This window comes from Agrobacterium sp. CG674 (genome assembly GCF_053521645.1).
This window is the reverse complement of record NZ_JBNWDZ010000009.1, coordinates 46,217-72,201: the sequence shown is the minus strand read 5'-3', so window position 1 is coordinate 72,201 and position 25,985 is coordinate 46,217. Positions and strand designations below refer to the sequence as shown.

The 25,985-nt window shown below is 54.6% G+C and carries 26 protein-coding genes; 20 read left to right on the top strand and 6 right to left on the bottom strand.

The genetic code is table 11. The annotated features are described in order from the left end of the window. Positions 1-45 precede the first annotated feature (45 nt). From ACQZ51_RS20235 to ACQZ51_RS20215, 5 genes are all read left to right on the top strand, one after another. The gene (locus ACQZ51_RS20235) at positions 46-819 is read left to right on the top strand and encodes an ABC transporter ATP-binding protein (protein ID WP_448780122.1); all 774 of its coding nucleotides are present in this window, start codon (positions 46-48) and stop codon (positions 817-819) included. A 13-nt stretch (positions 820-832) separates the two neighbouring features. Next, positions 833-1,717, top strand: coding sequence for an iron-siderophore ABC transporter substrate-binding protein (locus ACQZ51_RS20230; RefSeq protein WP_448779977.1), 885 nt, complete (start codon positions 833-835; stop codon positions 1,715-1,717). Then, positions 1,714-3,678 (top strand): Fe(3+)-hydroxamate ABC transporter permease FhuB, encoded by a 1,965-nt coding sequence (gene fhuB / locus ACQZ51_RS20225; protein ID WP_448779975.1) that lies wholly within the window; start codon positions 1,714-1,716, stop codon positions 3,676-3,678. The genes ACQZ51_RS20230 and fhuB overlap by 4 nt, the downstream gene beginning before the upstream one ends. Positions 3,679-3,938: 260 nt before the next feature. Further along, positions 3,939-4,193 (top strand): type II toxin-antitoxin system ParD family antitoxin, encoded by a 255-nt coding sequence (locus ACQZ51_RS20220; protein ID WP_448779973.1) that lies wholly within the window; start codon positions 3,939-3,941, stop codon positions 4,191-4,193. Beyond that, on the top strand, positions 4,193-4,486 hold the full coding sequence (locus ACQZ51_RS20215) for a type II toxin-antitoxin system RelE/ParE family toxin (protein WP_038496495.1): 294 nt from the start codon (positions 4,193-4,195) through the stop codon (positions 4,484-4,486). The genes ACQZ51_RS20220 and ACQZ51_RS20215 overlap by 1 nt, the downstream gene beginning before the upstream one ends. A gap of 94 nt (positions 4,487-4,580) precedes the next feature. Here ACQZ51_RS20215 and ACQZ51_RS20210 read toward each other — a convergent pair whose 3' ends face one another. Then, positions 4,581-4,994 carry an Lrp/AsnC family transcriptional regulator gene (locus ACQZ51_RS20210; protein ID WP_448779971.1) on the bottom strand — a complete coding sequence of 138 codons (414 nt, stop codon included), beginning with the start codon at positions 4,992-4,994 and terminating at the stop codon, positions 4,581-4,583. Between the two features lie 251 nt (positions 4,995-5,245). On the opposite strand from ACQZ51_RS20210, the gene ACQZ51_RS20205 reads away from it, so the two are divergent. From ACQZ51_RS20205 to ACQZ51_RS20170, 8 genes are all read left to right on the top strand, one after another. Next, positions 5,246-6,019 (top strand): transporter substrate-binding domain-containing protein, encoded by a 774-nt coding sequence (locus ACQZ51_RS20205; protein ID WP_448779969.1) that lies wholly within the window; start codon positions 5,246-5,248, stop codon positions 6,017-6,019. A gap of 175 nt (positions 6,020-6,194) precedes the next feature. Beyond that, on the top strand, positions 6,195-6,857 hold the full coding sequence (locus ACQZ51_RS20200) for an amino acid ABC transporter permease (protein WP_448779967.1): 663 nt from the start codon (positions 6,195-6,197) through the stop codon (positions 6,855-6,857). Beyond that, positions 6,854-7,510: an amino acid ABC transporter permease gene (locus tag ACQZ51_RS20195; RefSeq protein WP_448779965.1), complete on the top strand. Its 657-nt coding sequence runs from the start codon at positions 6,854-6,856 to the stop codon at positions 7,508-7,510. The genes ACQZ51_RS20200 and ACQZ51_RS20195 overlap by 4 nt, the downstream gene beginning before the upstream one ends. After that, positions 7,507-8,271, top strand: a complete 765-nt coding sequence (locus ACQZ51_RS20190) for an amino acid ABC transporter ATP-binding protein (protein ID WP_448779963.1) — start codon at positions 7,507-7,509, stop codon at positions 8,269-8,271. Before ACQZ51_RS20195 ends, ACQZ51_RS20190 begins: the two co-directional genes overlap by 4 nt. A gap of 15 nt (positions 8,272-8,286) precedes the next feature. Next, positions 8,287-9,957 (top strand): M20/M25/M40 family metallo-hydrolase, encoded by a 1,671-nt coding sequence (locus ACQZ51_RS20185; protein WP_448779961.1) that lies wholly within the window; start codon positions 8,287-8,289, stop codon positions 9,955-9,957. 65 nt (positions 9,958-10,022) lie between these two features. Next, positions 10,023-11,075 (top strand): ornithine cyclodeaminase, encoded by a 1,053-nt coding sequence (locus ACQZ51_RS20180; protein WP_448779959.1) that lies wholly within the window; start codon positions 10,023-10,025, stop codon positions 11,073-11,075. Between the two features lie 867 nt (positions 11,076-11,942). Beyond that, complete coding sequence (locus tag ACQZ51_RS20175) at positions 11,943-12,257, top strand: helix-turn-helix domain-containing protein (RefSeq protein WP_448779958.1); 315 nt, start codon at positions 11,943-11,945, stop codon at positions 12,255-12,257. Next, positions 12,250-13,503 (top strand): type II toxin-antitoxin system HipA family toxin, encoded by a 1,254-nt coding sequence (locus ACQZ51_RS20170; protein ID WP_448779956.1) that lies wholly within the window; start codon positions 12,250-12,252, stop codon positions 13,501-13,503. Before ACQZ51_RS20175 ends, ACQZ51_RS20170 begins: the two co-directional genes overlap by 8 nt. A gap of 199 nt (positions 13,504-13,702) precedes the next feature. Here the strand turns inward: ACQZ51_RS20170 and ACQZ51_RS20165 are convergent, their stop codons facing one another. The 4 genes from ACQZ51_RS20165 to ACQZ51_RS20150 form a co-directional block, all read right to left on the bottom strand. Continuing rightward, positions 13,703-14,734, bottom strand: a complete 1,032-nt coding sequence (locus ACQZ51_RS20165) for an ABC transporter substrate-binding protein (RefSeq protein WP_448780120.1) — start codon at positions 14,732-14,734, stop codon at positions 13,703-13,705. A gap of 79 nt (positions 14,735-14,813) precedes the next feature. Next, positions 14,814-15,668 (bottom strand): ABC transporter permease, encoded by an 855-nt coding sequence (locus ACQZ51_RS20160; RefSeq protein ID WP_448779955.1) that lies wholly within the window; start codon positions 15,666-15,668, stop codon positions 14,814-14,816. After that, positions 15,658-16,560 (bottom strand): ABC transporter permease, encoded by a 903-nt coding sequence (locus tag ACQZ51_RS20155; RefSeq protein WP_448779953.1) that lies wholly within the window; start codon positions 16,558-16,560, stop codon positions 15,658-15,660. Before ACQZ51_RS20155 ends, ACQZ51_RS20160 begins: the two co-directional genes overlap by 11 nt. Then, positions 16,557-17,672: an ABC transporter ATP-binding protein gene (locus ACQZ51_RS20150; protein ID WP_448779951.1), complete on the bottom strand. Its 1,116-nt coding sequence runs from the start codon at positions 17,670-17,672 to the stop codon at positions 16,557-16,559. The genes ACQZ51_RS20155 and ACQZ51_RS20150 overlap by 4 nt, the downstream gene beginning before the upstream one ends. Before the next feature lie 197 nt (positions 17,673-17,869). Here ACQZ51_RS20150 and ACQZ51_RS20145 point away from each other — a divergent pair, with 197 nt between their 5' ends. From ACQZ51_RS20145 to ACQZ51_RS20125, 5 genes are all read left to right on the top strand, one after another. Further along, the gene (locus tag ACQZ51_RS20145; protein WP_448779949.1) at positions 17,870-18,556 is read left to right on the top strand and encodes a GntR family transcriptional regulator; all 687 of its coding nucleotides are present in this window, start codon (positions 17,870-17,872) and stop codon (positions 18,554-18,556) included. A gap of 112 nt (positions 18,557-18,668) precedes the next feature. Beyond that, on the top strand, positions 18,669-20,003 hold the full coding sequence (locus tag ACQZ51_RS20140; RefSeq protein WP_448779948.1) for an aspartate aminotransferase family protein: 1,335 nt from the start codon (positions 18,669-18,671) through the stop codon (positions 20,001-20,003). Next, a complete protein-coding gene (locus ACQZ51_RS20135; protein ID WP_448779946.1) occupies positions 20,003-21,718 on the top strand; it encodes an acetolactate synthase catalytic subunit in 1,716 nt (571 codons plus the stop codon). Before ACQZ51_RS20140 ends, ACQZ51_RS20135 begins: the two co-directional genes overlap by 1 nt. Then, on the top strand, positions 21,715-22,494 hold the full coding sequence (gene fabG, locus ACQZ51_RS20130; protein WP_448779945.1) for a 3-oxoacyl-ACP reductase FabG: 780 nt from the start codon (positions 21,715-21,717) through the stop codon (positions 22,492-22,494). Before ACQZ51_RS20135 ends, fabG begins: the two co-directional genes overlap by 4 nt. Positions 22,495-22,530: 36 nt before the next feature. Then, positions 22,531-23,211 carry a winged helix-turn-helix domain-containing protein gene (locus ACQZ51_RS20125; protein ID WP_448779943.1) on the top strand — a complete coding sequence of 227 codons (681 nt, stop codon included), beginning with the start codon at positions 22,531-22,533 and terminating at the stop codon, positions 23,209-23,211. 11 nt (positions 23,212-23,222) lie between these two features. Here the strand turns inward: ACQZ51_RS20125 and ACQZ51_RS20120 are convergent, their stop codons facing one another. Then, positions 23,223-23,438 (bottom strand): hypothetical protein, encoded by a 216-nt coding sequence (locus ACQZ51_RS20120; RefSeq protein WP_448779941.1) that lies wholly within the window; start codon positions 23,436-23,438, stop codon positions 23,223-23,225. 313 nt (positions 23,439-23,751) lie between these two features. Here ACQZ51_RS20120 and ACQZ51_RS20115 point away from each other — a divergent pair, with 313 nt between their 5' ends. Both ACQZ51_RS20115 and ACQZ51_RS20110 read left to right on the top strand, forming a co-directional pair. Continuing rightward, a complete protein-coding gene (locus tag ACQZ51_RS20115) occupies positions 23,752-24,495 on the top strand; it encodes a winged helix-turn-helix transcriptional regulator (RefSeq protein WP_448779940.1) in 744 nt (247 codons plus the stop codon). A 105-nt stretch (positions 24,496-24,600) separates the two neighbouring features. Further along, a complete protein-coding gene (locus ACQZ51_RS20110; protein WP_448780118.1) occupies positions 24,601-25,842 on the top strand; it encodes an 8-amino-7-oxononanoate synthase family protein in 1,242 nt (413 codons plus the stop codon). Positions 25,843-25,985: the final 143 nt, after the last annotated feature.

Below are 25,985 nucleotides of genomic sequence, written 5' to 3'. Positions count from 1 at the left end.
GTTGACGTGGTCTCAGTCCAGCTAGCTCAGAACGCGCCTGACACAATGCGAGCGTTTGCAGTCGACAACGTCGGTCTTATGATCGACGAGCGCGCAATCCTATCGGATGTCAGCCTCGATTTTCCGGCAGGAGAGGTCGTGGCTTTAGTCGGGCACAATGGATCGGGCAAATCCAGCCTCTTGAAAATTCTGGCGCGGCAGATCACGCCGACCTCGGGTTACGTCGCCTATGGTGGTCGTAACATAACGCAATATCACAGTCGCGACTTTGCGAGGTCTGTCGCCTACTTGCCGCAAGACCTCGGGACAGGATCAGAAATGACGATCCGAGAACTCGTTGGTTGCGGCCGCTATCCGTGGCACGGAGCTCTTGGCCGGTTCTCTGCTCTCGACAAGGAAAAGGTGGAGGCGGCCATTGCTGCAACGCATATCGAGGCTTTTGCAGAACGTGTAGTCGGAACACTCTCCGGTGGCGAGCGACAGCGGGCCTGGATTGCGATGCTGATCGCGCAGGATGCCGGATGTTTGTTGCTTGACGAGCCAACTGCTGCGCTGGATATCGCCCATCAGGTCGAAGTGCTCTCTCTCGTGCGGCAGTTGGCTCGCGAATACGGTCGGAGCGTCATTGTCGTTCTTCACGACATTAACATGGCCGCACGTTTCTGCGATCGAATTCACGCCCTGAAAGGCGGGAGGGTAGTGGCAAGCGGGACGCCTGGGGAAATTCTGGTGCCGACGACGCTTCATGCCATTTACGGTATCGACATGGACGTGATTTCCGTTCCGCACCTGTCGTATCCGCTCGCTTATGCGTGCTGAGGTTATGGCCAGAATGAAGATTTCACGGCGTTCATTTCTCCATTACGCGGCGGCTATGACCATATCAACGCCGACGTCTCTGCTGGCCGAGGTGGTCGGAAAAAGGGTAGTCAGTCTCGATTACGGAGCGACGTCGACGCTGTTATCGCTTGGGGTGACGCCGGTTGGAATATCAGAGCTCGCGGACTGGGGCAGGTGGGTTGTCGATCCTGTCGTACCAAAGTCGGTTATCGACATCGGAAGTTCCTATGAAGTCGATTTTGAACGCCTCATACAGTTGAAACCGGACATCATTGTCACAACACCTTACCTTGACGAGCTACTGCCGAAGCTTCAACCGATTGCAAAAATCTTTCGGATGGAAATCTTTACGCCAGATGCGGGCCAAATTTTGCCGGCGGCTATGACGGCGACCAGAAAACTGGCAGCCGAACTCGAACGTGATATCGAGGGCGAGCAGTTTCTGGAACGGTCCGACGCATTCTTCAACGAATGCCACAGGCGGCTGGCTGGCATAGCCGTTCCACCGGTCGTGCTGGTAAGCTTTATGGATGCGCGACATGTCCGTGTCTATTCGGCTCCAGGTCTGTTTCACAATGCACTTGAGCGCATTGGCGTACGCAACGCTTGGACACGGCAGTCAAACTATTGGGGCTTTGAGACGATCGGCATAGAGGAGCTTTCCGTGATAACCCAAACGGACGCAAAGCTGATCGCATTCGATCCCATTCCGCCAGACGTCTTGCCGAAACTCGCGGAGAGCCCCTTGTGGCAAGCGCTGCCATTTTCGAGACCGGGTCAGTTTTCGGTCGTCCCGCCAGCGCTGATGTTCGGCATGGTCAACGAGGCCGTTCGGTTCGCAGGTCTGGTAACCGATCTACTGGAACAAGACGCATGAACGGAATTTGGCGTGATAATCTCGGGCCGGCCATTGTGTCTGTCGTGCTTCTCTGCGGCGGGTGCTTGGCATCATGGCTTCTGGTGGAGCCGGCACTTTCGGAAACAACATTACACAACTACGACATTCAGCGCATGGTGCTCTACTATTCGACCTTGCCTCGTCTCGGCACGGCGGTGCTTGCCGGAGGTGCGCTTGCGTTGTCCGGGGCCCTTTTCCAGCAGGTTTTGCGAAATCCGCTGGCTGATCCAACGACGCTGGGCGTATCGGCTGGTGCCAATCTTGCACTGGTTCTGGTGTCGCTCTTCATGCCTGGCCTTCTCGGTGCCGGCCGCGACGTCGTCGCTTTGCTGGGAAGTTCTGTCGCTGCTGCAATCGTCGTGGGTTTTGGCGCGCGCCGGGGCTTTTCTCCTTATTCTCTCGTTCTCGCGGGCCTTGTGCTGAGCCTCTGGTGCGGCGGACTTGCGGCGATCTTAACATATCTCAATCAGCGATATCTCGCGAGCCTCTTCATCTGGGGTGCCGGTTCATTATCGCAGCAGAGCTGGGTGATCCCCTTGTCGCTCAGCTGGAAAATTGCCGTCATTGCTTTCATCTGCGCACTCGTGATGCGGCCGCTGTCGCTGCTTGATCTGGGAGAAAGCAGTTCGGCAGCACTTGGGGTGAGGCTGGTCCGCCTTCGCATTGTTGTTGTCGCCTGTGCGGTGACGCTTGCTGCTTTTGTCACAAGCGCTGTTGGCGTCATTGGCTTCATCGGGCTGGTCGCTCCCACACTTGCAAGGCTTACCGGCGCACGTCGGCCCATGCAGTTGATCATATGGTCACCCATCATCGGTGCTGGCCTACTTCTGCTTGCCGATTCCGTCCTGCAACTCACTGCAGGAGGGCTCGGCGACTTTCTACCGACTGGCGCAGTCACGGCAATATTTGGTTCGCCGTTGCTTCTGGCACTGCTACCGCGGTTGAAAATTCGCCATAGACTTCAGCCGGTTGTATCTGGCCCGCGACCCAGAAAATGGAATACAAAAGCTTTGGCAGTCGTCGCTTTTACCGGCATCTTGGTTCTTCTGATTGTCAGCCTTTTTGTTGGCCGAGGGCAGGCTGGCGGCTGGACATTCCTTTCCGGGGAATACGTCGATGATATTCTTGCGATCCGCGCGCCAAAAGTGTTCGCGGCGCTTGCGTCCGGCGCGATGCTTGGCGTGGCCGGATCGATCCTCCAGAGGTTGACCGGGAATGAAATGGCAAGTCCGGAAGTTTTAGGAATCAGCGCGGGCGCGACCTTTGGGGTGGCCATCGCGCTGTTTGCCATTGCCCCTGGTTTTTCCGGCCAGTTCGTATTTGCCGTTGGCGGTGCCGTCTCCGTTCTTACCGTTATTCTGTTAACTTCGAGACAGTCCAATTTCGCTCCGGAACGCATTCTGCTGGCAGGCATTGCGCTCAGCGCGATGGTTGATGCGGTCGTCGGTATACTAAGTTCGACAGGAGACCCGAGAGCGGTCCTGCTAATGCGCTGGATGAGCGGCTCAACATATTTGGTCTCAGGCACGACCGCTGCGGCGGAAGTGGCTATTGGAGCAGTATTGATCGCAGCCGCTTTGGGTGCGCGCCGCTGGTTAAACATCCTCCCGCTTGGGCCAGCGACGTCAACTGCCGTTGGTATGCCTTTGGCAAAATCAAGATTGGCGCTATTTGGGCTCGCCGGACTTATGACCGCGGCCGCGACGCTGACCGTCGGTCCATTGTCCTTCGTGGGTCTCATGGGTCCCCATCTTGCCAGGGAGGCGGGTGTCACGCGAGCCCTGCCGCAGATGATAGGTGCCGCCGTCATCGGCGGCGGGCTGATGGTCGCAGCGGATTTTATCGGTCGCACGATCGCCGCTCCTTACCAAATCCCTGCAGGCCTCGTCTCCGCTCTCGTCGGAGCTCCCTTCTTAATGTTTTTGTTGAGCAGGAGGTAATTTATGGCGAATTGCGATCTCACGGGTGGTCGCGGGTTCGTGGTTTTTCAAAAGCCGGTCATCCTACATGGTGGAAAGGCACTAGCTAAACGAGCGCGTGGACTCTAAGCCTTTGACATCCCTCAGGGTCTAGATGAGATCGACGCGAAGCAACAGCGCGGTCGTAGGTTCTACTCCGCTCAAGAGCTGTAATTGCGACCTCATCATTAGTTTGACAAACTTTGCCATCATCCAGTATGTTGAGGCATAAGGAGACTCGAATGGCGACGATGAATGTATCTCTGCCAGACCCCATGAAAGATTGGGTTGAAGCACAGGCCAAGACAGGTCGATACTCGAATGCGAGCGATTATGTCCGGGACCTGATCCGCAGAGACCAAGCCCGTACGGATAAGATTGCCGAGATGCAGCGATTTGTCGACGACGGGATCGGAAGCGGAGTTGGGAGCCGTTCAACGGAAGAGTTGTTTGCTTTAGCCACCTCTCGAGCCGCCATCAGCCGCGGACGCGCTTAATGCCATTCAGCCTATCGGTCCAAGCGGAAGAGGATATTATTTCCATTGCAGAAGAAGGCATCCGCATCTTCGGAGCACTAGTCGCCAAACGATATCACGATGAGCTTTTTGCCTTGCTCGAGCTAATCGCCACCAACCCAAGAATGGCACGCGAGCGCCATGAGATTTCTCCTCCTGTCAGGATCCATCCTTTCAAGGCTCACCTTGTCGTGTATCGCATCATTGAAGACGGGAGCGTATTCGTCATCCGCATACGGCACGGCCATGAAGATTGGGCGGGAGATTCTTTCTAACCAACCACTTCGCCGAATTTATAACATACTGGTCGTAAGTGCGAATCTCATCAAGCAACTTTTTGACCACATATGCCTTCAGGATTGTGGCTCATCACGCCGGTCCAAGCATGATGTAGGTTTCGCTCTTAGCCACTCCGTTGGTGGCGCGCACCGTCGAGATCAATTCATTCAGCTGTAACATCGTTGACACTTCAATCTCTGCGATCATGTCCCAGATGCCATTGGTGTTGGACAGCGCCTTGACACCAGGGAGACGTTTTATAGCGGAAATCGTCGCCTTCGGAGAGCCTTCCACTTCGATCACAATGAACGCCCGGATAAAGTCCTTCCCTACATCGTCCCGCAGTCGGACCGTGAAACCCTTGATGTCACCGTTGCCGATCAGCCGATCCAGGCGTTTTTGGGCCGTGGCGCGAGCAACGCCAAGCAATTGTGCCAGTTCAGGAACGGAAGCGCGACCATTAACGCGCAACTCCGAAATCAGTCGCTTGTCCAGCTCATCCATGGTGAAATTCCTTTTTCGTCAAAATATTGATTATATCGTCAAATGTATAGAAAAAACGACAGTTCCTGTTCTTTTTTGTTCAGGCGACAATCGCTAGAACCAATTCAGTCGGGGCTTCATGACAACCAAAAATGCGGGATCAAGCTTAAAGCAAACGGGTCTGACGCTTCCGATCGATCAATGCCGCTTACACATGTAACCGCTGATTAAACAGTAATCCGGTGAGTCGGATTATGATGGGAGATGGATTTATGAGACTGTCGCGCGTTTTTTCCTCAATGCTCGTTATTGCTGGCTTGTGCGCCACCGTGACTGCAGCGCATGCGGATGACCTTCAGAAGATCGAGAAGGCCGGAAAGCTTTCGGTCGCTCTTTCCGGTGCGTTTCCACCCTTTAGCTTTGTTGATGAAACCAACAAGGTTGTTGGTTTCGATGTTGATATTGGAACCGAGATGGCGCGTCGCCTCAAGGTTGAGCCAAACATCGTAACCACGGCTTGGGACGGTATTATCGCCGGCCTGGTGACCGGGCGTTATGATACCGTCATCGGCTCCATGGGCATCACAGACGAGCGTAAGAAAGCTATCGACTTTGTAGGTCCTTACTATCGCTCGGGGCTTGGTTTGTTTGTTGCCAAAGGCGCCTCTGTCAAGAGCATTGGTGACCTCGAAGGTAAAACCATTGGCGTGACTTTGGGCGAGACGTCGGAAAAATGGGTTCGCGACCAGAACAAGTTTACGGTTCGCACCTATAAGGGCTTGCCAGAAATGCTTCTCGACCTCGGCGCTGGTCGCGTCGATGCAATTGTTGCAGATGACGTTCCGGTTCTTGTTGCGATCAACAAGAGCAGCGCGGCCATCGAGCAGGTCAAGGATTCCACATTGCCGCGCTTTGATATCGGCATCGCAATTCGCAAGAACAATCCAGAACTCGCTGCAGCAATGCAGAAGGCGCTGGAAGACATGATGGCAGACGGCACATACGAAGCCATTTCGAAAAAGTGGATTGGTTCGGACATCCGTTAAATGGTGCTGCTCCGGGGCGACAACAGTTCCCGGAGCATTGCATTCCAGCGGATACATCACAATCACCGCGTCAGGCGTTATCTTCTCCAGCGCAAGCCTGTGACGGGATTTCGCGCAACCAGTGAGATGGTTCTTTCGCCATTTTTGCGTGAAAGCCCAATCCGGAAAGGCCGAAATGGATATCGAACTCATCAAGCGGATTTTCCCGTTCATGGTCGAGGCGTCCTTGATGACCCTGAGCCTGACCGCTGCGTCGCTGGCCATAGGGCTTGTCATCGCAACAGCCATCACCACTGCACTCTTCTCCAAGACGGGACCTTTGCGGTGGTTCGGTGCGGCCTATGTCAGCATCATGCGGGGCACGCCCTTGCTTGTGCAGCTTTTCCTGGTCTATTTCGGTGGCCCGCAATTTGGCCTGGACCTCACACCATTTATTGCCGGGGTGTTGACCATGGGCCTCAATATCGGTGCTTACATGTCGGTCGGCATGAAAGGTGCCATTCTGGCCGTTGAGAGCGGGCAGACAGAGGCTGCTCGCTCAATCGGGTTTGGTCGCTTCGCAACCATGCGGCTCTTTGTTTTGCCACAGGCGGCGCCGTTGATGATCCGTTCTCTCGGTGTCAACACCGTTATTCTATCGAAAAGCACAGCTCTGGTGTCAACAATCGGCGTGGTGGAGCTAACCTATTCCGCACAGCGCCTGGTAACCTCTACCTATAAACCTTTCGAAGTCTTCGCCCTGGCTGGCCTGTCCTATCTGGTCATCGTCGCCGCCATTTCGCTGATGGTGCGAACAATTGAACGGATGTGCGACACAAGCAAGAGGGCAAGCGCATGAGCCTCGATTTAAGCGTCGTCCCGTCCTACTGGGAAATCCTCTTCACTGGACTACTCTGGACTATCCTCATTACCGTGCTTGCCGGTGCGATCAGCATTGTACTCGGTATGCTGATAGCCACGACAACACTCTACGGCCCAAAGCTTGTCAGCCTGCCGATCCGCGGCGTCATGTTCCTTTTCATGGGCACGCCACTGCTTTTGCAACTTTATCTGCTCTATTACGGCCTATCGCAAGTCGGCATCCTGTTGCCAGCCTTCTGGACAGGGGTCATCGGTCTGGGCCTGCATTATGCGGCCTACAATGCCGATATTTTCGGAGCATCGCTGAGAGGTGTCGATTCCGGCCAGACAGAAGCAGCTAGAACGCTTGGTTTTGGCAAGGGTGCGACCTTACGGTACTTCATCGTGCCTCAGGCGGTGCTTGCAGCGCTTCCGCAGGTTGGAAACAACAGTATCATTCTTTTGAAGGATACGGCGGTCCTTTCGGTCCTCGGTATCGCAGAACTTGTGCTGAACGCGCAGCGCGCCATCAGCGAAACCTATCGTCCATTTGAATTCTATCTCACTGCGGCGGTTCTCTATTACATCGTCAATATCGCGATGGAGCTTGTTTTGAAGCAGGCAGCCAGAAAAGCGGAAGCAATCCGATGACAGCACAAAACCCCATGATCCAACTCCGACAAATCCGCAAATCCTACGGCGACCACGAGGTACTGAAGGGCATCGACATGAGTGTCGCGCGCGGAAAGATCATCTCAATCATAGGGCCAAGTGGTTCGGGCAAGAGTACGCTGCTGCGTTCTATCAATATGCTGGAAGCAATTTCCAGTGGCGAAATCTGGCTGGATGGAGAGCAGGTGAACCGGCCGCTGAAAGGCCGCGCCTTCGAAAACCACATCAACCATATCCGACAGGAAATGGGCATGGTGTTCCAGCAGTTCAATCTGTTTCCACACTTGACGGTCCTGCAGAACATCATGATCGGGCCGATGAGACTCAAGGGTCTGGCCAAAGCCGAGGCATTGGACAGAGCGAATACACTGCTTGCGAAGGTGGGGCTTGCCGATAAGGGAAATGCTTATCCGTCCCGCTTATCCGGTGGACAGAAACAACGCGTTGCCATCGCACGCGCTCTCGCCATGCAACCCAAAGTCATGTTGTTCGATGAAGCAACGTCCGCCCTCGATCCGGAGCTCGTGGAGGAAGTGAACCAGGTCATGAAACAACTTGCCGCTGAACAGATGACCATGCTGATTGTGACGCATGAAATGCGATTTGCTGCCGAGGTCTGTGATCACGTCATGTTCATGGACGGTGGTGTGGTGGTCGAGGAGGGTGCGCCAGGCGATGTCCTGTCAAATCCTGTGGAAGATCGGACCCGTGCGTTCCTGCGCAAGCATCTCTCCTATTAAGCAAAGACCCCTGTCATGAGCCTACATAAAAATTCACCGCTGGATCCTGCATATGTACGAGATCTGGCCCTGCGCCTTGTCTCTTGGCCCAGTGAAACTGGAACAGCGGGAGAGGCAGAATTCGCCGACCGCCTGCATGCGTTGCTCCTGGAAATTCCTTACTTTCGCGACCACCCGGAGGACCTTCGCCTGATCGAAAGCCATGGCGATCCATTGACGCGAAATGTGGTCGCACTGGTGCGCGGCACGGGCCGCAAAACAATCGCTTTGGCTGGCCATTTCGATACGGTTTCGACCGACAATTATCACGAACTCAAGCCGCTTGCCTGCGACAGCCTCAAGCTGAAAGACACGTTGATTGCCGACCTCTCGGCCAGGGCACGCTCCGAACAGGAAGAGCGGGCTTTGCAGGATCTGCTGAGCGGTGATTTTCTGCCCGGACGCGGTATGCTGGACATGAAAAGCGGTGACGCGGCAGGCATCGCCTGTCTTGAGCATTTTGCAAACTGTCCTGATCGCAAGGGCAATCTGCTGCTGATCATCACGCCTGATGAAGAGCGTGAAAGCCGCGGCATGCGTTCGCTGCGCGATGCTCTGCCAGACATTGCCCAAGCCTTCGATATCGAGATATCCGCCGCTGTTAACATGGATGTCACGTCCGACCAGGGTGATGGCAGCGAAGGCCGCGCCGTTTACGCAGGCACAATCGGCAAGCTTTTGCCGTTTGCGCTTGTCATCGGTTGCAGCTCCCATGCAAGCTACCCGTTTGAGGGCGTCAGCGCGCAGGCCATGGCTGCTGGTATTCTGTCGCGTTTCGAGGGCAACGCTGCACTCGCTGACAAGGATGACAGCGATGTTTCGCCGCCGCCAATCTGCCTTGAAGCCAAAGACCTGCGTGACGGATACGAGGTCACAACGCCTGAACGTTTCTGGATCGCCTTCAATTGGCTGTACCACGCTATGTCGGCGGAAGACCTGTTCGAGCGTTTCCGCAATGAGGTTTTGACCGGCGCCGTTGAGGCTGTCGATCGCTTCGCTGCTCAGGCTCTGGAATATGGCAGGCTAGTGGGAAAGAGTGCCGGCCCTGCGCCTGCGACCCCACGTCTCGTTACGTTTGCGGAACTGCGTGCGCTCGCGTCGCAGGTGGCGGGAGAAGGCTTCGAAGCACACTATGCTGAGAAGGAATCCAGTCTTTCTGCCATCGACAACCCTCTGTCATTAACCCGCCAGCTTACCGAATGGCTAATCGGTGTGGCGCGCCTCTCGGGGCCAGCCATCGTCGTTGGCTTTTCCGGGCTGCACTATCCACCCAGCCGTCTGCGCATGGAGTACGTCAACGACAGCGCGCTGCACACGGCGATTGAAAAGGCACGGGTTTCTCTTGGCAACGAGCTAGACCGGAGCCTGACCTGGAAACCGCATTTTCAGGGCATTTCCGATATGAGTTTCCTCGGTCAAGCGGCGACTGGCAGCGATGTGGTTTCTCAGAACACGCCGATTTCGCGCCTGATCGACCGCCCTCCTGCGAATGCGCTGCGCTTTCCAGCGGTCAACATAGGGCCATGGGGGCGTGAGTTTCATCAAAAGCTTGAGCGGGTCCATGCCCCCTATGCTTTTGAGGTTCTGCCCAATCTCATCGCAAACATTGTGGACCAATTCCTCAACGACGCCAGCAACGATATTTGACGCAGCTTGGAGGAGACAACACTGCGTGTCTCAATCCGCTGCCAAAAGCCAACGGGATAACATCCATGACCACCCCTGCAAATCTGAACACAGTTCCTTTCGTCAGTGTCGATCATATGATGAAGCTTGTCCTGACGGTTGGAACCGACACGTTTCTGACCGAGCTTGCCGCCGTGATCGAGGAGGACTTCCTCCGCTGGGAGCAGTTCGACAAGACGCCGCGCATTGCCTCGCATTCCGATGAAGGTGTTATCGAATTGATGCCGACGAGTGACGGAACGCTCTACGGCTTCAAATATGTCAACGGCCATCCCAAGAATACGAAGGAGGGACGCCAGACTGTCACGGCGTTCGGCGTGCTATCGGATGTCGGAAACGGATATCCAATGCTGCTTTCCGAAATGACGATTTTGACAGCTTTGCGCACCGCCGCTATGTCCGCCGTCGCCGCCAAGCATTTGGCGCGCAAAGGCTCGAAAACAATGGCGATTATCGGCAATGGGGCGCAGAGCGAATTCCAGGCGCTGGCCTTCAAAGCGATCGTTGGCGTGAACGTGTTGCGCCTTTACGATCTTGATCCTTCTGCAACAGACCGCTGCGCCAGCAATCTTGCGGGGCAAGGCTTTACGATTATCAAATGCGCCACGTCACAGGAAGCGGTCGAAGGGGCTGACATCATCACGACCGTCACGGCCGACAAGCAATGCGCCACCATCCTTTCCGACAACATGGTCGGCCCAGGCGTCCACATTAACGCCGTTGGTGGCGATTGCCCAGGCAAGACAGAACTGCACAAGGACATCTTGCTGCGCTCCGACATCTTTGTCGAATATCCGCCGCAAACACGCATTGAAGGTGAGATTCAACAACTAGATGCCGACTACCCTGTGAAGGAACTTTGGGAAGTGATGGCAGGAAAAAACGAGGGACGTCAGTCCGACCGCGCCATTACGCTCTTCGATAGTGTAGGTTTCGCCATAGAGGACTTTTCCGCTCTACGATACGTTCGTAGCAAACTTCAGGAGACGGGGCTCTACGTCGAACTCGACCTTCTGGCTGATCCGGATGAACCAAAAGACCTTTACGGCATGCTTTTGCGCTGCAAGCAAAACTTTTAAAGTGCCCGATTTTGTGTGATTTTGATCCGTTTCCAGTGGTGGCGCACGCTGGCCGGAATTTGTCGGCACTGTTTCGGTAATCAGCTCAGACATGGTCGAACGACCAGACCTAACGCCTTGGGTTGCTCATGTTTGGGTAGATCCGTAATATCGCAGACATCGAATGGGGTCGGCGCTTGTCAATGCAGCCGAACAGCTTGTGACCGCAAGAGGAGAGGATGTGCTGTACCTATGCTGCGTGCCAGAGCGACGCACCTTCTATGCGGCCTAGGATGGACGGAAATTGAGGCGAATGTCGTCCGGGAAAAAGCGTGCATTTTTGAAAAGTCGATGACGCAGAACGCGCTGGTTCCGTAGTGGACGCTACACACTTTGCCACTGCCGTACCGCATGTCATGTCCGTTTTGAGGTGGTCTTCGCGTTTATTTCAGGGCTGAGTTGGGTCGAGAGCCGTCATCTAGCGGGCCAGTGCGCTACAGCACCGCAGCCTTGGTGAGGTTGACCCGGAATGTATCCGGCCAGCGCTGGTAGCGTCTCGTCGTCTCGGCCGACACGTCTCCGACGCACGTCGCAGAATTCCGAGCTTTCGCTGAACATGACGTGAGAAAGAACGTGTTTGGGCATTCTCACTCCGTTTCTCTCTGGCACCAGTGCTGAGGGCGAGCGGGAATAAGGGCCTGCTTTTAACATAGCATTTATGTTGAGATACGGCTTGCGGACCGAGGGGAATCCATTTCGAAAACCGATAGATGATATTTAAAAGGATCAATTTGCAAAGATTGATCCGTTTTAGTTTCTTTTATGTTGACCGAGCTCAGAATGTTTGAGATGGCTTGTTCCCTTCAGGAAAACGTTTGGGTAGGTAAGATGGCACGGTCTGAGTCAGATGCCCTGTTGGAAATCGGGCAGTTGCTGAAGTCTACGCGAAAAGTCCAGCGACTGACGCAGGAGCAGGTTGCCGACATGGCGGGTATATCGCGTCCTCGCTATCGTGAGATAGAAGCCGGAAGTAGTGCCGCGCGCACAACGACCCTGATCAACATTGCCCGCGCGCTTAGCCTTGAGTTGATGCTCATACCACAAGCCATGGTACCGGCCGTCGATGCGCTAATGCGGCCGCATGACGATCTTGATGATCTTCCAGCATTCATGGCTCATCCAGACGGGAATGAGAATGTCTGAGGCATCCTCCGATCCCCGATCGATTTCGTCCCTCAACGTGCTGCTGAACGATATGAGGGTCGGCACAATCGTTCGGACGCCTGGCGACTTCAACGCCTTCAGCTTCGAGGGCAGCTATCGCGCGACCGGCGGCTTCCCGGTGCTCAGCCTGTCTTTTCGCGCAGCCACTGGCGGCTTGCGCAAGGACCCGAAACCCGTTGCCAGAGCGTTGCCGACGTTCTTTGCCAATCTGCTCCCAGAAGACAAACTGCGTGAGGCGATGGAAAAACACCACGCGGGGGGTGTTCGTGCGGGCAACGATTTCGACCTGCTCGTCGCACTCGGCTCGGACCTGCCGGGGGCTGTCCGCGTCGTGCCAAGTGACGGAACCGTTGCGTGTCTCGACAACCTGTCTGCTCCCAAGCCGAAAGCACGGTTTTCGCTCGCCGGCGTCCAGATGAAGCTTTCCGTGATCAAGAATACTGGAAAGGGGGGTGGATTAACGCTGCCGCTCGGTGACGACCAGGGATCATACATAGCCAAGTTTCCATCGACCTCGTTTCCTGGCGTGTCGGAAAACGAATATGCCAATCTCGCATTGGCCGAAGCGATCGGAATGGAGGTCCCGGAACGCGAACTGGTCGAGCAATCGGAGTTCGAAGGTATTCCAAAGGAGTTCGAGACGCTGTCGGACGGAAAAGTCCTGCTCGTCAAACGTTTCGATCGCGGCGCAAACGGCGAGCGGATCCATATCGAGGATTTCGCGCAGGTGTTCGGCGTCAATCCTTCGCGGAAGTACGAAGGTGCCGCCTATCATGATATCGCCGCAGCCTTAAACGTGGCCGTTTCGTCTGCGGCCGCACTCGAATTCGTCCGCAGGCTGGCTCTCGCTGCGATCACCGGCAACGGCGACATGCACCTCAAGAACTGGTCGCTCATCTATCGCGAAGCTGGCGACACGCCGCAACTCGCGCCTGTCTACGACCTACTCTCGACAGTGCCTTACATCCCCGCAGATGCTATGGCGCTGTCGCTTGCCGGCGAGCGCCCCTTCAAGGCGATGACGGTACAGCGTTGGAAAGCCTTCTCCAATCGCGCCCGCCTGCCGGAAGCAGCCGTCCTCAGGGCAGTGGCCGACACGGTCGAGCGTGTCAACGAACTTTGGTGGTCACTGCCGGAACGCCAAGTCGTGCCGCAGAAAGTTCTCGAACGTGTCGATACGCATGTCAGGCTGATGACACCGATCCTTAGCACCTGTGCGGATTGAAGCTGTCCGGCCGAACGGTGACAACTCTATCCTAGCCCGTGCGCCAGTTCTCCTGGCGCACCTTCACCCGTTGCCAGAGGGTGCCTTCGACGATTCTGAGCGAAGACACCTCCTGCACGACATGGTGCCCGGCTGCATTCTCCCGTGAGACCTGACGTTCTTTCGAGGCAGTAGCGTGCCTCGACTCCTACGGAACAGATCAGCGGATCCATTCATTCCAGCGCTGTATCAGCATGCTCATGTTCGCATTGATCCATTGTGCATCAGGTACGATAATGCGCTGCTCGACATCTGACGATGATGGGAGACTGTCGCGGGCTGTCTGAGACATCATAGAAATTGCTATTTGGCTTGGAGGAGTGCACGAAAGGGTCTCGCAAGCCTTCGCCTGAACCGATGGGTTTTTTAGCCAGTACGTGATCAGCCTCAAAGCATTTTCGCGGTTTTCCGCACCTCGAATGAGCGCGATGCGGTCGCCCACGAGGAAAGCTCCGTCGTAACTCCAGCCAATGTCAAACCCTTCAGCCTGCAGCGCTTTAGCCCGTGTCAGCCATATCTGTCCGAGGCGATACTCATCGTTGCGAAAGCCCTGCACGCTTTGGTCACCGGTCTTCCACCACAGTTGGACAGCGGGTCGAATTTCATCCAGCTTGCGGAATGCGCGATCAACGTCGATTGGGAAAAGCTCTTCCTTCGCAACGCCATCAGCAAGCAATGCCGCGGCGAGCACCCGCCAAGGGTCATCGAAGTTCGGGAATGCTCGCCCACCTGGAAATTTTTCAACGTTCCACATATCCGCCCATGTTCTGGGGTCACTGCCATTTCCGCCTGGCTTGTAGGCCAACAGGGTAGCGGTCGACTGCAATCGCGCCCCGCCGCGTGTGCACGCGTCGGCCACGAGATGAGTTTCAACATCGAACTGCCGGCAATATTCTGAGAGATCCTCAGTTATTTTATGATGAGCGTCGGATCCTGCCTGAATTTCCCCGTCCAGATAGAGGTCCCATGTCACGTTGTTGGTTTGTACCATGGCCGTGACCTTGGCTCGTTTTTCCGCGTCTGTGGCAGATACCGTAACAACTTCTATCCCAGTTTCCTTGGTGAAGGGGATGAACCAGGCGTCCCGCAGGGCCTTTTCATAGGTGCCACCCGTCGTGGCGATGACGACGCGCTCGTTTGCATGTGCATTGGTGAGGTTAAGAGATGTTGTGAAAGCGAGTGCCAACATCATCCCAAGACCTGATTTCAGGCAAGCCTTCGGCGTTTGATCCAGTTTGATCATTTCAATTCCCTTTATTTGTAAAGTTGAGTCAGCGTCTGCGTTGTGATGTCAACAGTTGTGCTCCGGTCATCAGTGCAAGCGAGATAGCAACGAGCACTGTCGATGCTGCAGCGATGACAGGTGTCAGATTGAAATCGATATCCTCAAACATCTTGCGTCCGATCGACTTGCCCCCAATGTCAGATATGAAGAACGAAACTGTCGCGTCGTCGAAAGAAGCTAGAAAGGCAAATACGGAAGCCGACGCTACGCTCGGCCCGATGCTGGGCAGCATGACAAGAAAGAAGGCTTGAACTCTATTGGCACCGCAGTTCAGTGCCGCCAGTTCCAATGACGAGTCGAACTTCTGAACTGCCGCTCCGACCACAATCATGACATAGGGTATGGCCAGAACCGTATGGGCGATCACAAAGCCACTGAGCGTCCCGGTCATCCTCCAGGGCGAAAAGACGAGGTAAAGTGCGACACCGAGGACCACGTGTGGCACGATCATAGGCCCCAGAGCCAAGCCTTGCAGAAAACCCTTGAAGGGAAGTTTACTCTTTGCGAGAGCCAACGCGGCCATTGTCCCCGTGACGGTCGCAACAAGCGATGTTGCCAGAGCGATCTGGAGGCTGAATGCCGTGGCAGCCATCCAATCTGGGTCAGAGAAATACGCGGCATACCACTTCCAAGTCAGCCCTTGTGGTGGGAACGCCAGATAGCTGCTTTCATTCAAGCTCATTGGAATGACCAGAAATGTCGGCAAAATAAGAAAGATCATGATTGCGCAGACCAAAAGGCCTGCAGCATACGTGGCAACAATGCTGCGACGAGACCCTCGTGATGACCCTAGAGAATTGGTCAGGAACTGCGTTTCAAATGTCGGGTTGTCAGATGCCATTGTTCAGCCCCTTGCTCAACGATAGTGTCTTGCGGAACGCGACAATTACCGCGAGTGTGACGATGAGAAGTGTTGTAGAGAGGGCTGCTGCAAAAGGCCAATCCAGCAAGACAATGGTCTGTTGGCCAATCAGCGTCGCCATCATGAGTGAACCTGCACCTCCGACGAGTGCCGGTGTGACATAAAATCCAAGCGCAAGAACAAAGCTCATGACACAGCCTGCAAATATGCCAGGCAGGCTCAATGGAACCGTAACCTTGCAGAATGCGTGTGCAGGGCCCGAGCCAAGGTTTCTGGCTGCCTTCACATACTCGTCCGGAATTGCCCGCAACGCGGCGAAGATCGGCAATATCATGAAGGGAAGAAGGACATGCGTCATAGCCAAAATGACTGCACCTTGCGTGTAGATCATTCGCAAAGGTTCATCCAGGAGGCCTGCTGAGACCAGAGCTTGGTTGATGATGCCGTTGCGCTGAAGCAAAATAATCCACGCGTATGATCGGATCAGGACGGATGTCCAAAGCGGGATAAACACGCACGCTGTTACAATTGTCGCCCACGGCTTTTTTAGTCGTGCCATGGCGTAGGCCACAGGAAAGCCAAGGAGAAGGCTGGCGCACATAACAACGAGTGCGATAAATACAGTCGAGAGCAGAACGTCCAGATAGAGGGGTTCTCTAAAGATGCGCTGATAGTACTCCAGGCTCATCGCTGGCATGCTAATAGCCACGAGCTTGGCGAGCGGATAAGCGAACCCCGCAATCAGGAACACTGCTGCCGGCGACAGCAAGAGAAGTGCTGTAGCGTGAGGGTAAGTCTTTGCAGTGCTCGATGAAAACAGCCTATGAGCCATTTTGCGAGGCGCGTGACGGGCGATAGAGAAAGCAGTCATGCTGCGCGCCTCTCATGTTCAAGAAAACAGCTGGCTGCTTCCGGATCGGGTAGAAGATCAACGCTTTGACCTATCGAGAACTCCGCTTCCCTGCCTGTGACCACCTGAACCTCGACCGCTGGTGATCCAGGCAATTCCAGCCGGACAAGGAAAACGTGGAACGAGCCGGTGAAGACGGAGCTTTCGATGACACCTGGTATTGCTCCAAGGGTCCGAGATCCGCGGCTCATGAGTGCCAATCGCTCAGGCCGCATCGCAAAGCATATGTTCTCGCCTTCTCGCGGTTTTGTTAGGGCGACCTGTGAACTGGCTGTGGTGCGAACGACCACATCCCCGGATAGTCGTATAAGCACCTTGTCATGCTCCACAGAGAGGATTTTTCCGTCAAGGAAGTTCATTTTCCCAATGAAATCAGCAACAAAGCGGTTGGATGGCTCATGATAAAGCGCAGCAGGGGTTCCCATCTGGACGACACGTCCAGCATGCATGATCGCGACCCGATCTGACATGGTCAGCGCCTCTTCCTGGTCATGGGTGACGTAGAGGACGGTTGCTCCGACCTGTTTCTGAATTCGCTTGATCTCGAATTGCATTGCTTCCCGCAGTTTTTTATCGAGTGCGCCGAGAGGCTCGTCCATAAGCATCACCGGGGGCTCGAACGCTAGCGCACGTGCCACGGCCACACGTTGTTGCTGGCCGCCAGAAAGTTCTGAAGGCAGTCTGTCTGCAAGATGGCCCATCTGCACCAGTTCCAACATCTCGTCGGCCCGTTGTTTCCATCCCGACTTCCACTTCGATCGGAGCTTGAGAGGAAATGCGATATTCTGACGTACCGTGAGATGGGGGAAGAGTGCATATTTCTGGAAAACCATCCCAATATTGCGTTTGTTCGGTGCAAGGTTAGTAATATCCCGGCCACCGATAGTGATCCTCCCTGCAGACGGGCGCTCGAAACCTGCGATCATTGTCAGAACGCTAGTTTTGCCGGACCCCGACGGTCCAAGAACCGAAACGAATTCTCCAGGCAATACACGGATTTCAACTCCATCCACCGCAATCGTATCTCCGTAACTCTTTACCAGGCCCTCGAGATTTAATGCTTCGCCTATCAATTGAGTCCCCTTTTATTAGTGCTTTCCCAAATCCTGATTTTCGTTTTGACCAGATGCAGCGTTATTCTGCTTTCCGATGCGACAACATCTGAAATCAATGATATCCAATCTTTGATGTCACATAGCCTTCGCAAAAGCTTTGTATTTGATTTTTGTGACATCAAAAATATGACGAGTCAACGTGCTATGGAGGTAAAATGGTCGAAAATTCACGTCAAGAGGGTGATGCAAACCTGCCCCACCAGAGAATGGGGAGCGCAGTCTATGATATCCTTCGCGAGAGGATGATCCGCGGCGCCTACCCTCCAGGGTATAAGTTCACAGTGCGCGGCGTAGCCGGGGAACTCGACGTGAGTACAACACCTGCGCGCGATGCCCTGAACCGGCTGATCACGGAGTCTGCGCTCATCTTCTCTGGGCCCAAGACACTGGTAGTGCCAACACTGACCAAAGCGCAATTGCGCGATATCACGGTAACGCGGATAGCGCTTGAAGGTGTAGCGGCGGAGTACGGCGCCAGGACCTTCGACGAGAAAACTGTATTAAAACTTCAAGATATTCAGCGTCTTATAAACGGTAGCCTTGAGACTGGCCGCTATCATGACGCACTCTGGCATAACAAAGAATTTCATTTTGCAATATACGAGCTTTCGGGAATGCCTGGTCTTTTGAGTATGATTGAATCACTCTGGGTAAGGATCGGTCCGACGCTTCTCAATCTTTATCCAGAGTATGCGCAACACCGCCAGGGCGTTCACAATCACATGGTGGCAATTGAAGCGCTGGCAGACCGGGACCCGACAGGCGTGAGGGCTGCTATTGAGAATGACATCCGGGAAGGCTACCGAAAACTGCGTTCCGCGGCGTCAGATAGCTCGGACTAAGAACTATACCTAAAATTGACGTCACATATTGACTCTTCATATTTTTGTTGCAACAAAACTGTGAAGGACGGGTAAACTTTGCCCGTTTTTCTCCATGGAAGGATGAGGAGCAATGCAATCACCTAGAAATGCTGTTCGTAACCTTGCACTCACGCGGCAAAGGTCGATCGAATTCTTTGAACGGGCCCAATCGGTTTTTCCGGGGGGAGTAACACGTTCCACTATCGAGCTGGATCCTCACCCGATCTTTGTTTCGTATGGAGAAGGTGCGTACGTGACCGATATTGATGGTCATCGGATGCTTGATCTCAACAATAATTTCACCACACTGATTCACGGACACGCTTTCCCCCCCATAACCGAGGCTGTTGCTGATCTTTTGCGGGTGGGAAGCTGTTTCGCGAATCCTATGACCCACGAAATCGATCTAGCAGAACTGCTGATCGACCGTATTCCCGCTGTCGAACATCTGCGTTTCGTCGTTAGCGGAACAGAGGCGGTGATGTTCGCTATCAAAGCTGCACGGGCTGCGACTGGTCGCGTCGCAATTGCGAGGATCGAAGGCGCTTATCACGGAGCTTATGACTGGGCTGAGGCTGGCCAGTCTGCATCGAAGACCACGCCCCGCGGCGCATATCTTGGAACGCCTGAAAGTGTGCTTGATGATGTGGTCGTCATTCAGTTTAACAACGTCCAGAATCTGGAACAGCAGGTATCGAAACACTCGGAGCGTCTGGCGGCTATCCTTATCGATCCGATGCCAAGTCGCGCGGGCCTGATACCACCGACGCCGGAGTTCATGAAAGCAGTCAACGCCGTTGGCAAGCGCTACGGAATTGTCATCATCGCCGATGAAGTCCTTAACCTTCGACAAGGGCATGCGGGCGCCTCCGCACGGTACGGCCTTGAGCCAGACCTTGTTACGATGGGCAAGATCATCGGTGGTGGTTTTCCTGTTGGCGCAATAGGAGGCCGCATGGAAATTATGTCGATGTTCGGCAAAACTGGAGGCAAACCAGTTGTACCCCAAGGCGGTACTTTCTCGGCCAATCCGGTTTCGATGCTTGCGGGACGCCTCGCCATGGAAGCGCTAAACGAAGAGGCTTTCGAACATCTTGAAGGTCTCGGCAATTTCGTGCGTGACGGGTTAAGGTCAAGGATTGCGCATCATGGTGTCGATTTGTGTGTCACGGGAGCAGCATCCCTTTTTCGCATTCACGCAAGGGCATCCGAACCCTCTTCGTTTCGCGAAAGCCTGCCGACGCCAGCCGGGGAGAATGCCCTGAAGATGCTGAGCCGCCACTTCTTAAGCAACGGCATCTTGATGCCATGCGGAGCAGCGGCGTCGATTTCAACACCAATGACTGAAGAGGACGTGAGCAACATCATCTCCGTCTTCGACGATTTCCTCGTAAATTTCAAAACGTGTGCCGGGGAGGCAGCCTGATGGACCGTGAAACTCATACAACCACCGTCGCTGAACGGATCGCGCTTGCGCTGAAGCGGCATGGCGTCGAGGTCATATTTGGCCAAAGCCTTCCGTCCGCTGTCATACTTGCAGCTGAGAATATTGGCATTAGACAAGTATCCTACCGGCAGGAGAATATGGGCGGCGCCATGGCTGACGGTTATGCCCGGCGCTCTGGCAAGGTCGGGATCGTGGCCGCCCAGAATGGGCCAGCTGCTGCACTGCTCGTCGCTCCGTTGGCAGAGGCACTCAAGGCGAGCGTTCCGGTTGTTGCCCTTGTGCAGGATGTGGAGCGCGAACAGACCGATCGCAACGCTTTTCAGGATCTTGATCACATCAGTCTTTTCCAGTCTTGCACGAAGTGGGTTCGACGTTTGTCGGTTGAAGAGCGCGTGGAAGACTACGTCGATGCCGCTTTCACCGCAGCAACATCAGGTCGCGCCGGCCCCGCCGCCCTGCTGTTGCCTGCAGATTTGCTTCGATCCGCAGGCGTTGCTTCCTCAAAAGCCCGTCGAAAAAATCTTGGCCATTGGCCACTGGACAGACCCCGTCCTGCCGACAACGATCTCGACATTGCAGCGCAGGCGATCGCTGCCGCGAGAGCACCGGTCGTGATTGCGGGCGGCGGCGTCCACGCCTCCGGTGCTGCACCGCAATTGCGAATGCTCCAGGACGAGGGCTCTTTACCCGTCTTCACGACCAATATGGGCAAGGGTGCGGTCGACGAGTGGCATCCATTGTCCGCAGGCGTTTTGGCATCACTGGTTGGACCAAGATCACTTGGCCGACATACAGTCGAAATGGTGCGGGAGGCAGACCTTGTCGTTCTGGTCGGCACAAGGACCAACCAGAATGGTACTGACAGCTGGCGTCAATATCATCCAGATGCTGATATCATTCACATAGATGCCGATCCTCAGGAGGTGGGCCGAAACTACGAAGCAATCCGACTTGTCGGCGACGCTCGCGAGACCCTTGCAGGGCTACGTGAAAGGATCCAGCTTTGCGATCTGCATCTCAGGTCCGGATCGCGCGAGGCACTCAGTGAGCGCATCCGCGCATGCTGGGAAAACTTCAACAACGATCGTCAGGTTTTCTACGGCTCCGATGCAAGCCCGCTGCGCCCTGAAAGGGTCATGGCTGAACTCCAAAACATCATCGGCGAAAACACAACGGTTGTTGCGGACGCCAGTTATTCCTCGATGTGGGTTCTAGGTCAGTTGAGGGTGGCATCAGAAAAAACACGTGTTATCACACCCCGTGGGCTTGCTGGCCTTGGGTGGGGCGTGCCGCTTGCAATCGGGGCAAAAGTCGCAGCACCACATTCTGATGTTGTTGCATTGGTGGGTGATGGCGGATTTGCACATAGCTGGGCGGAGCTCGAAACGCTGGTACGCATGCAAATTCCAATTACGATTATCGTACTCAACAACGGTATTCTTGGTTTTCAGCGTGACGCGGAAACCGTGAAGTTTGGCAAGTACACGACCGCGTGCCATTTTGCGGAGGTGGATCATGTCAAAATCGCACAGGCATGTGGATGTGAGGCCGTCCGGATCAGCCAGACACGGGAACTTGAAGCCCAAATCAAAAAAATCAGCGGTCGCAACGTTCCATTGCTCATTGAAGTGGTCACAGATCCAGAGGCTCACCCGGCCATCTCCCTGTTCGCGCAGATGGACAGCGCCGCATGATGCAAACTAGTAGAAGCAGGGTGGCCGTCGTTGCCGGTGGAACCTCAGGTATTGGCTTGTCGGTTGCGCATCACCTCCTCGGCCTTGACCATAGGGTTGCACTGTTTGGACACACGGAGGGCGCGGCAGAAGCCGCGCGCTCCACCTTTCGAAGTGAAATCGAGTCCAACCGTGCCATGGTCGAATGCTGCGACGTGAGAAGCCAGAGTGAGATGAGGGGTTTCTTCAAGGATCTTGAGTGCCAGTGGTCTGCTCCCGACATTCTTGTCTATTGCGCGGGCATCTCGCCCAAAGGGCCGGATGGCTCGGCCCAGCCTTTTGTGTCAATCGATCTGGATGAATGGAAGAATGTGCTCGACGTGAACCTGACCGGGGCCATGGTCTGCTGCCAATCTGCAATTCCCGGTATGGTTGCCAATGGTTTCGGTCGTATTGTGCTGATAGGGTCACTTGCAGGGCGTACTCGACCGATGATTGCTGGAGCGGCCTACGCCGCCTCAAAAGCCGGACTTAGTGGTCTCGCCCGCGCGCTTGTCAGTGAAGTCTCGTCAAACGGCATTACCGTCAATGTCGTCGCACCCGGACGCATTATCACGCCGATGACGGGAAGCCGAACAGGCCAGGTTAATCTCGAAGCTGCAAAACGAATACCGGCTGGACGAGCAGGAGAAAGCGACGAGGTTGCGGCGCTGGTGGGCTTCCTCATCTCCGACGAAGCAGCTTTCATCAATGGAGCTATCGTTGACATCAATGGTGGCGAATACACGCCCGCATAACGACCGAGCGATCAGCAGAACACAGCTTTATGGGAGATGCATGTGCGCCACTCGCTCCTTATCCACACGACAGACCCCGAATTTTATCTCATTTTACGGTACATACTTGAAGAGGCGGGCCATGGTGTGGATCTGGTACCCAATCTCGATGTTTTGCTGCACGCGGTACCGCCAGCACATGCCAAGCTTGACACGATCCTTCTCTGCCTTGCGGCAGATGATCTACTCCGCACCTCCTCGGTGATAAAAAAAGAACGGCCAGACTTACGTATTATCGGTCTTCCTCTTGGAACTAAACCAATCGACGAAGCGAACCTCGGCTTTTTCGACCATGTGGTGAAACGCCCCTTCGATCCGTTGGACCTGCTTAACTCTCTTCAATTCGTCGAAGTTTCAAAACCCCAAGCAAAATACAATAATACAGTGACGTTGGCGGATGTCGAAATCGATCTGGCGGCAATACGCGTCCGCCGTGGAGATGCTGACATCACTCTTTCACCATTACATTTCAGGCTGCTTGTTCATCTTGCGAAACACGCTGATAGAGTCATCAGTCGTGACGAACTTATTGCGTGTTGCTGGCCCACCGGAGCGATCGTGGAGCCTCGTACGGTCGACATCCATGTCGGCCGGATCAGGCAGGCGTTGAACCGGTCCGGCGACAACGTGATCCGAACGGTTCGATCAATCGGATACGCCGCCGCAAAAGGTCGATGAGCCTGTTTGCGTCAATCGCGCGTCAGTGTGTGGAATACGGACGTCCAGAACCGAAAATCACTGTCTCTGCCGTCAAGGCGTGCATCAAGGGCACTGAATGCGACCGCAAGTGCTGCGTTTGCACCAAATAGTTTGCATGCTGCGGATGCCATATCGAATGCATCATAATGCGTCGAGATCGCCTCGCCGAGGCCGTTGTCGACGTTGGTACTGACTCTAATCTGCATGTAACCTCCTACGAGCCTGGCGCAGGATCTTGAATTGCCGGGCGTTTAGCCTCGTTTCAGAGATGCAGGACTGTCAAACAGCTGCATTTTCGCCCCTGGCAAGTCATCGCGGTTACAAAAATTTCCACCCTCCATATCACGACAGTCAAAAGCGCGCTATTGATGTCACAAAAATATATTCAATATCAAGTCAATAAGACAAAATATGGTGATTTCTTCTAATTCCCCTCAGAGATTTAGCATTGTAACCATAATTTGTATATTTTTTGTGACATCATAAACGCCTATCATGGCTAAATGTCGGGGAGCTGGAATGCAACAGAATTTCGATACGACAACAGCAGTCGCCATCATCACACGAAGTGCTGACTACTTCGCTATCCTGAAGCATATTCTATCGACGGAGGGCATAAGAGCAGTGTTGTGCAACGAAACGGATGTAGACATTAGATGTGCAGATCCCGATATCGTTGGACTCATCATCGATGTAGACGCCGATGGCGAAGACGCCAGCATGATTTGTCATCGCATAAAATACAGCGCGTCAGGGAAAAGCCTGCAGGTCCTAGCAGTTATTCCCAACGGGCAGACCGAGACCTATATGGCCCTCATGCGTGCAGGGGCAGACCAGTGCTTGATACGTCCTTTCTGGCCGCCACATCTTCTTACGTTTCTCAATGGCATTAATCCTGCTCAAACGGATCGATCAGTACCGCTGTCGGACACTCGTCTGAAGCTTGGAGACATCGAGCTTTGGCCAGAGCGCAAGCGCGCGACGGTCAACGGAGCAGAACTCCTCCTTGGTCCGATTGAATTCAAGCTCCTAGAACATCTACTCACCGACCCAGGCAGGATATTCAGTCGCGACGATTTGATTGCGGCGGCGTGGCCACAGGAAGTCTACGTGCAGCCAAGGACTGTCGACGTTCACATAGGCCGCATCAGACGGCACCTCAAAAAGGCGACGGGATCAAATGTGATCCGGACTGCTCGCTCCAGCGGTTACGCAATCGAATTGGTAAAAGGGGATGAAAGTGCGGTTCATATGATTCAATGACAACAGCTTTCACAAAGCTTTCTCAAAAGATTCTGCAACCGTTTGTTGATCAATTTGTCCATTCACCGATCCTGCCGTCATCCGTTACGATCAAGGATCAAAGAGATGCCCACCAGTGAAGACCGTCGTAGTACGCACCGAAACACAGCCGGACTTATAAGTCACGCGGAAGGCTATTTCACCGCTGCGCATTATCAAGGACTGATGGCACTCTATGCTCAGCCGCGGCCGGGCAGGGAGGTCGATATCGTCTTCGATGGCGTAGACGCTCAGCGGGTCACCGATTTCGTCCGGTGTTCCTATCTTGGGCTCGACAATCATCCAATGGTGGTTGACGGAGCAATTGAGGCATTGCAGGAATACAGAGCCCTGCATTGGTCCTGCGCGAGAACCCGGCTCAATTTCGCGATACTTCGTGATCTGGAGATGACGCTTGCGGACCTTTTCCAGGCTAGGGTCATAACCTATACCACCGTCTTGGCAGCGAACATGGGTGCACTACCCATTGTCGCTTCGGGCCACCTCACGGGTGGGGTCAGGCCGCTGATGGCCTTTGATCGGCACGCACATGCGACACTGGCGTTCCACAAGGGTACAATAGCGCTGGAAACGCAGGTCCGCACAATTGGACATAATGATCTGAATATGCTGGAAGATCTTTGCAAGACGAACCAATCTGTCGCCTATATCTGTGATGGTGTCTATTCCATGGGCGGAAATGCACCGATGCACGATTTGCTCTCTTTGCAGGATCGATATGGCCTTTTCCTCTATATTGACGACGCTCACGGGATCTCGATATGGGGGAAACAAGGCGAGGGTTTTGCCCGGTCACACTTCGGCAGCGATCTCGGCACGCGGACAATTATTGCTGCATCTCTGGGAAAGGGGTTTGGTGCCTCGGGCGGGATGCTGATGCTGGGCACGGCACGGCAAGAGGAGCTCTTCAGACGCTTTGCCGTAGCGCACGCATTTTCTGCATCACTCAACGTCGCGGCAATCGGCGCAGCGCTTGGATCGGCGGCGATCCATCGTAGTGAAGAGCTCGCCGAGCGACAAACCGCGCTCAGATCGAACATTGAGTTGCTGGACTCGCTTCTGTGCACAGAACAGGCGGGCGCACCATTGCCTATCCGCACAGTCGATCTTGGTTCGGAGGAACGTGCCGTGGCTGTCACGAGAGGACTATTGGACAGGGGCATTTACGGTTCTGCTATCTTTTTCCCCACTGTTGCAAAGGGAAGGGCAGGAATTCGTGTTTGTGTTACTGCGGACCATACATCCGAACAGGTCCATGATCTTTGCGCGGCCCTATCTGATGCTATGGATTTTCAAACGGTGGAGTAGGGAAGACGGGGCGCCACGCGTCGGAAAAGCATGACCCTCTCGCGAGCAACCAACCGAATACACCCGCAAACCAAAGGCCGCTATTGCTGTTACGAGATTTGCTGAGAGAGAGGTGATGGGTATGCATTTGTGGTTTGGCACGG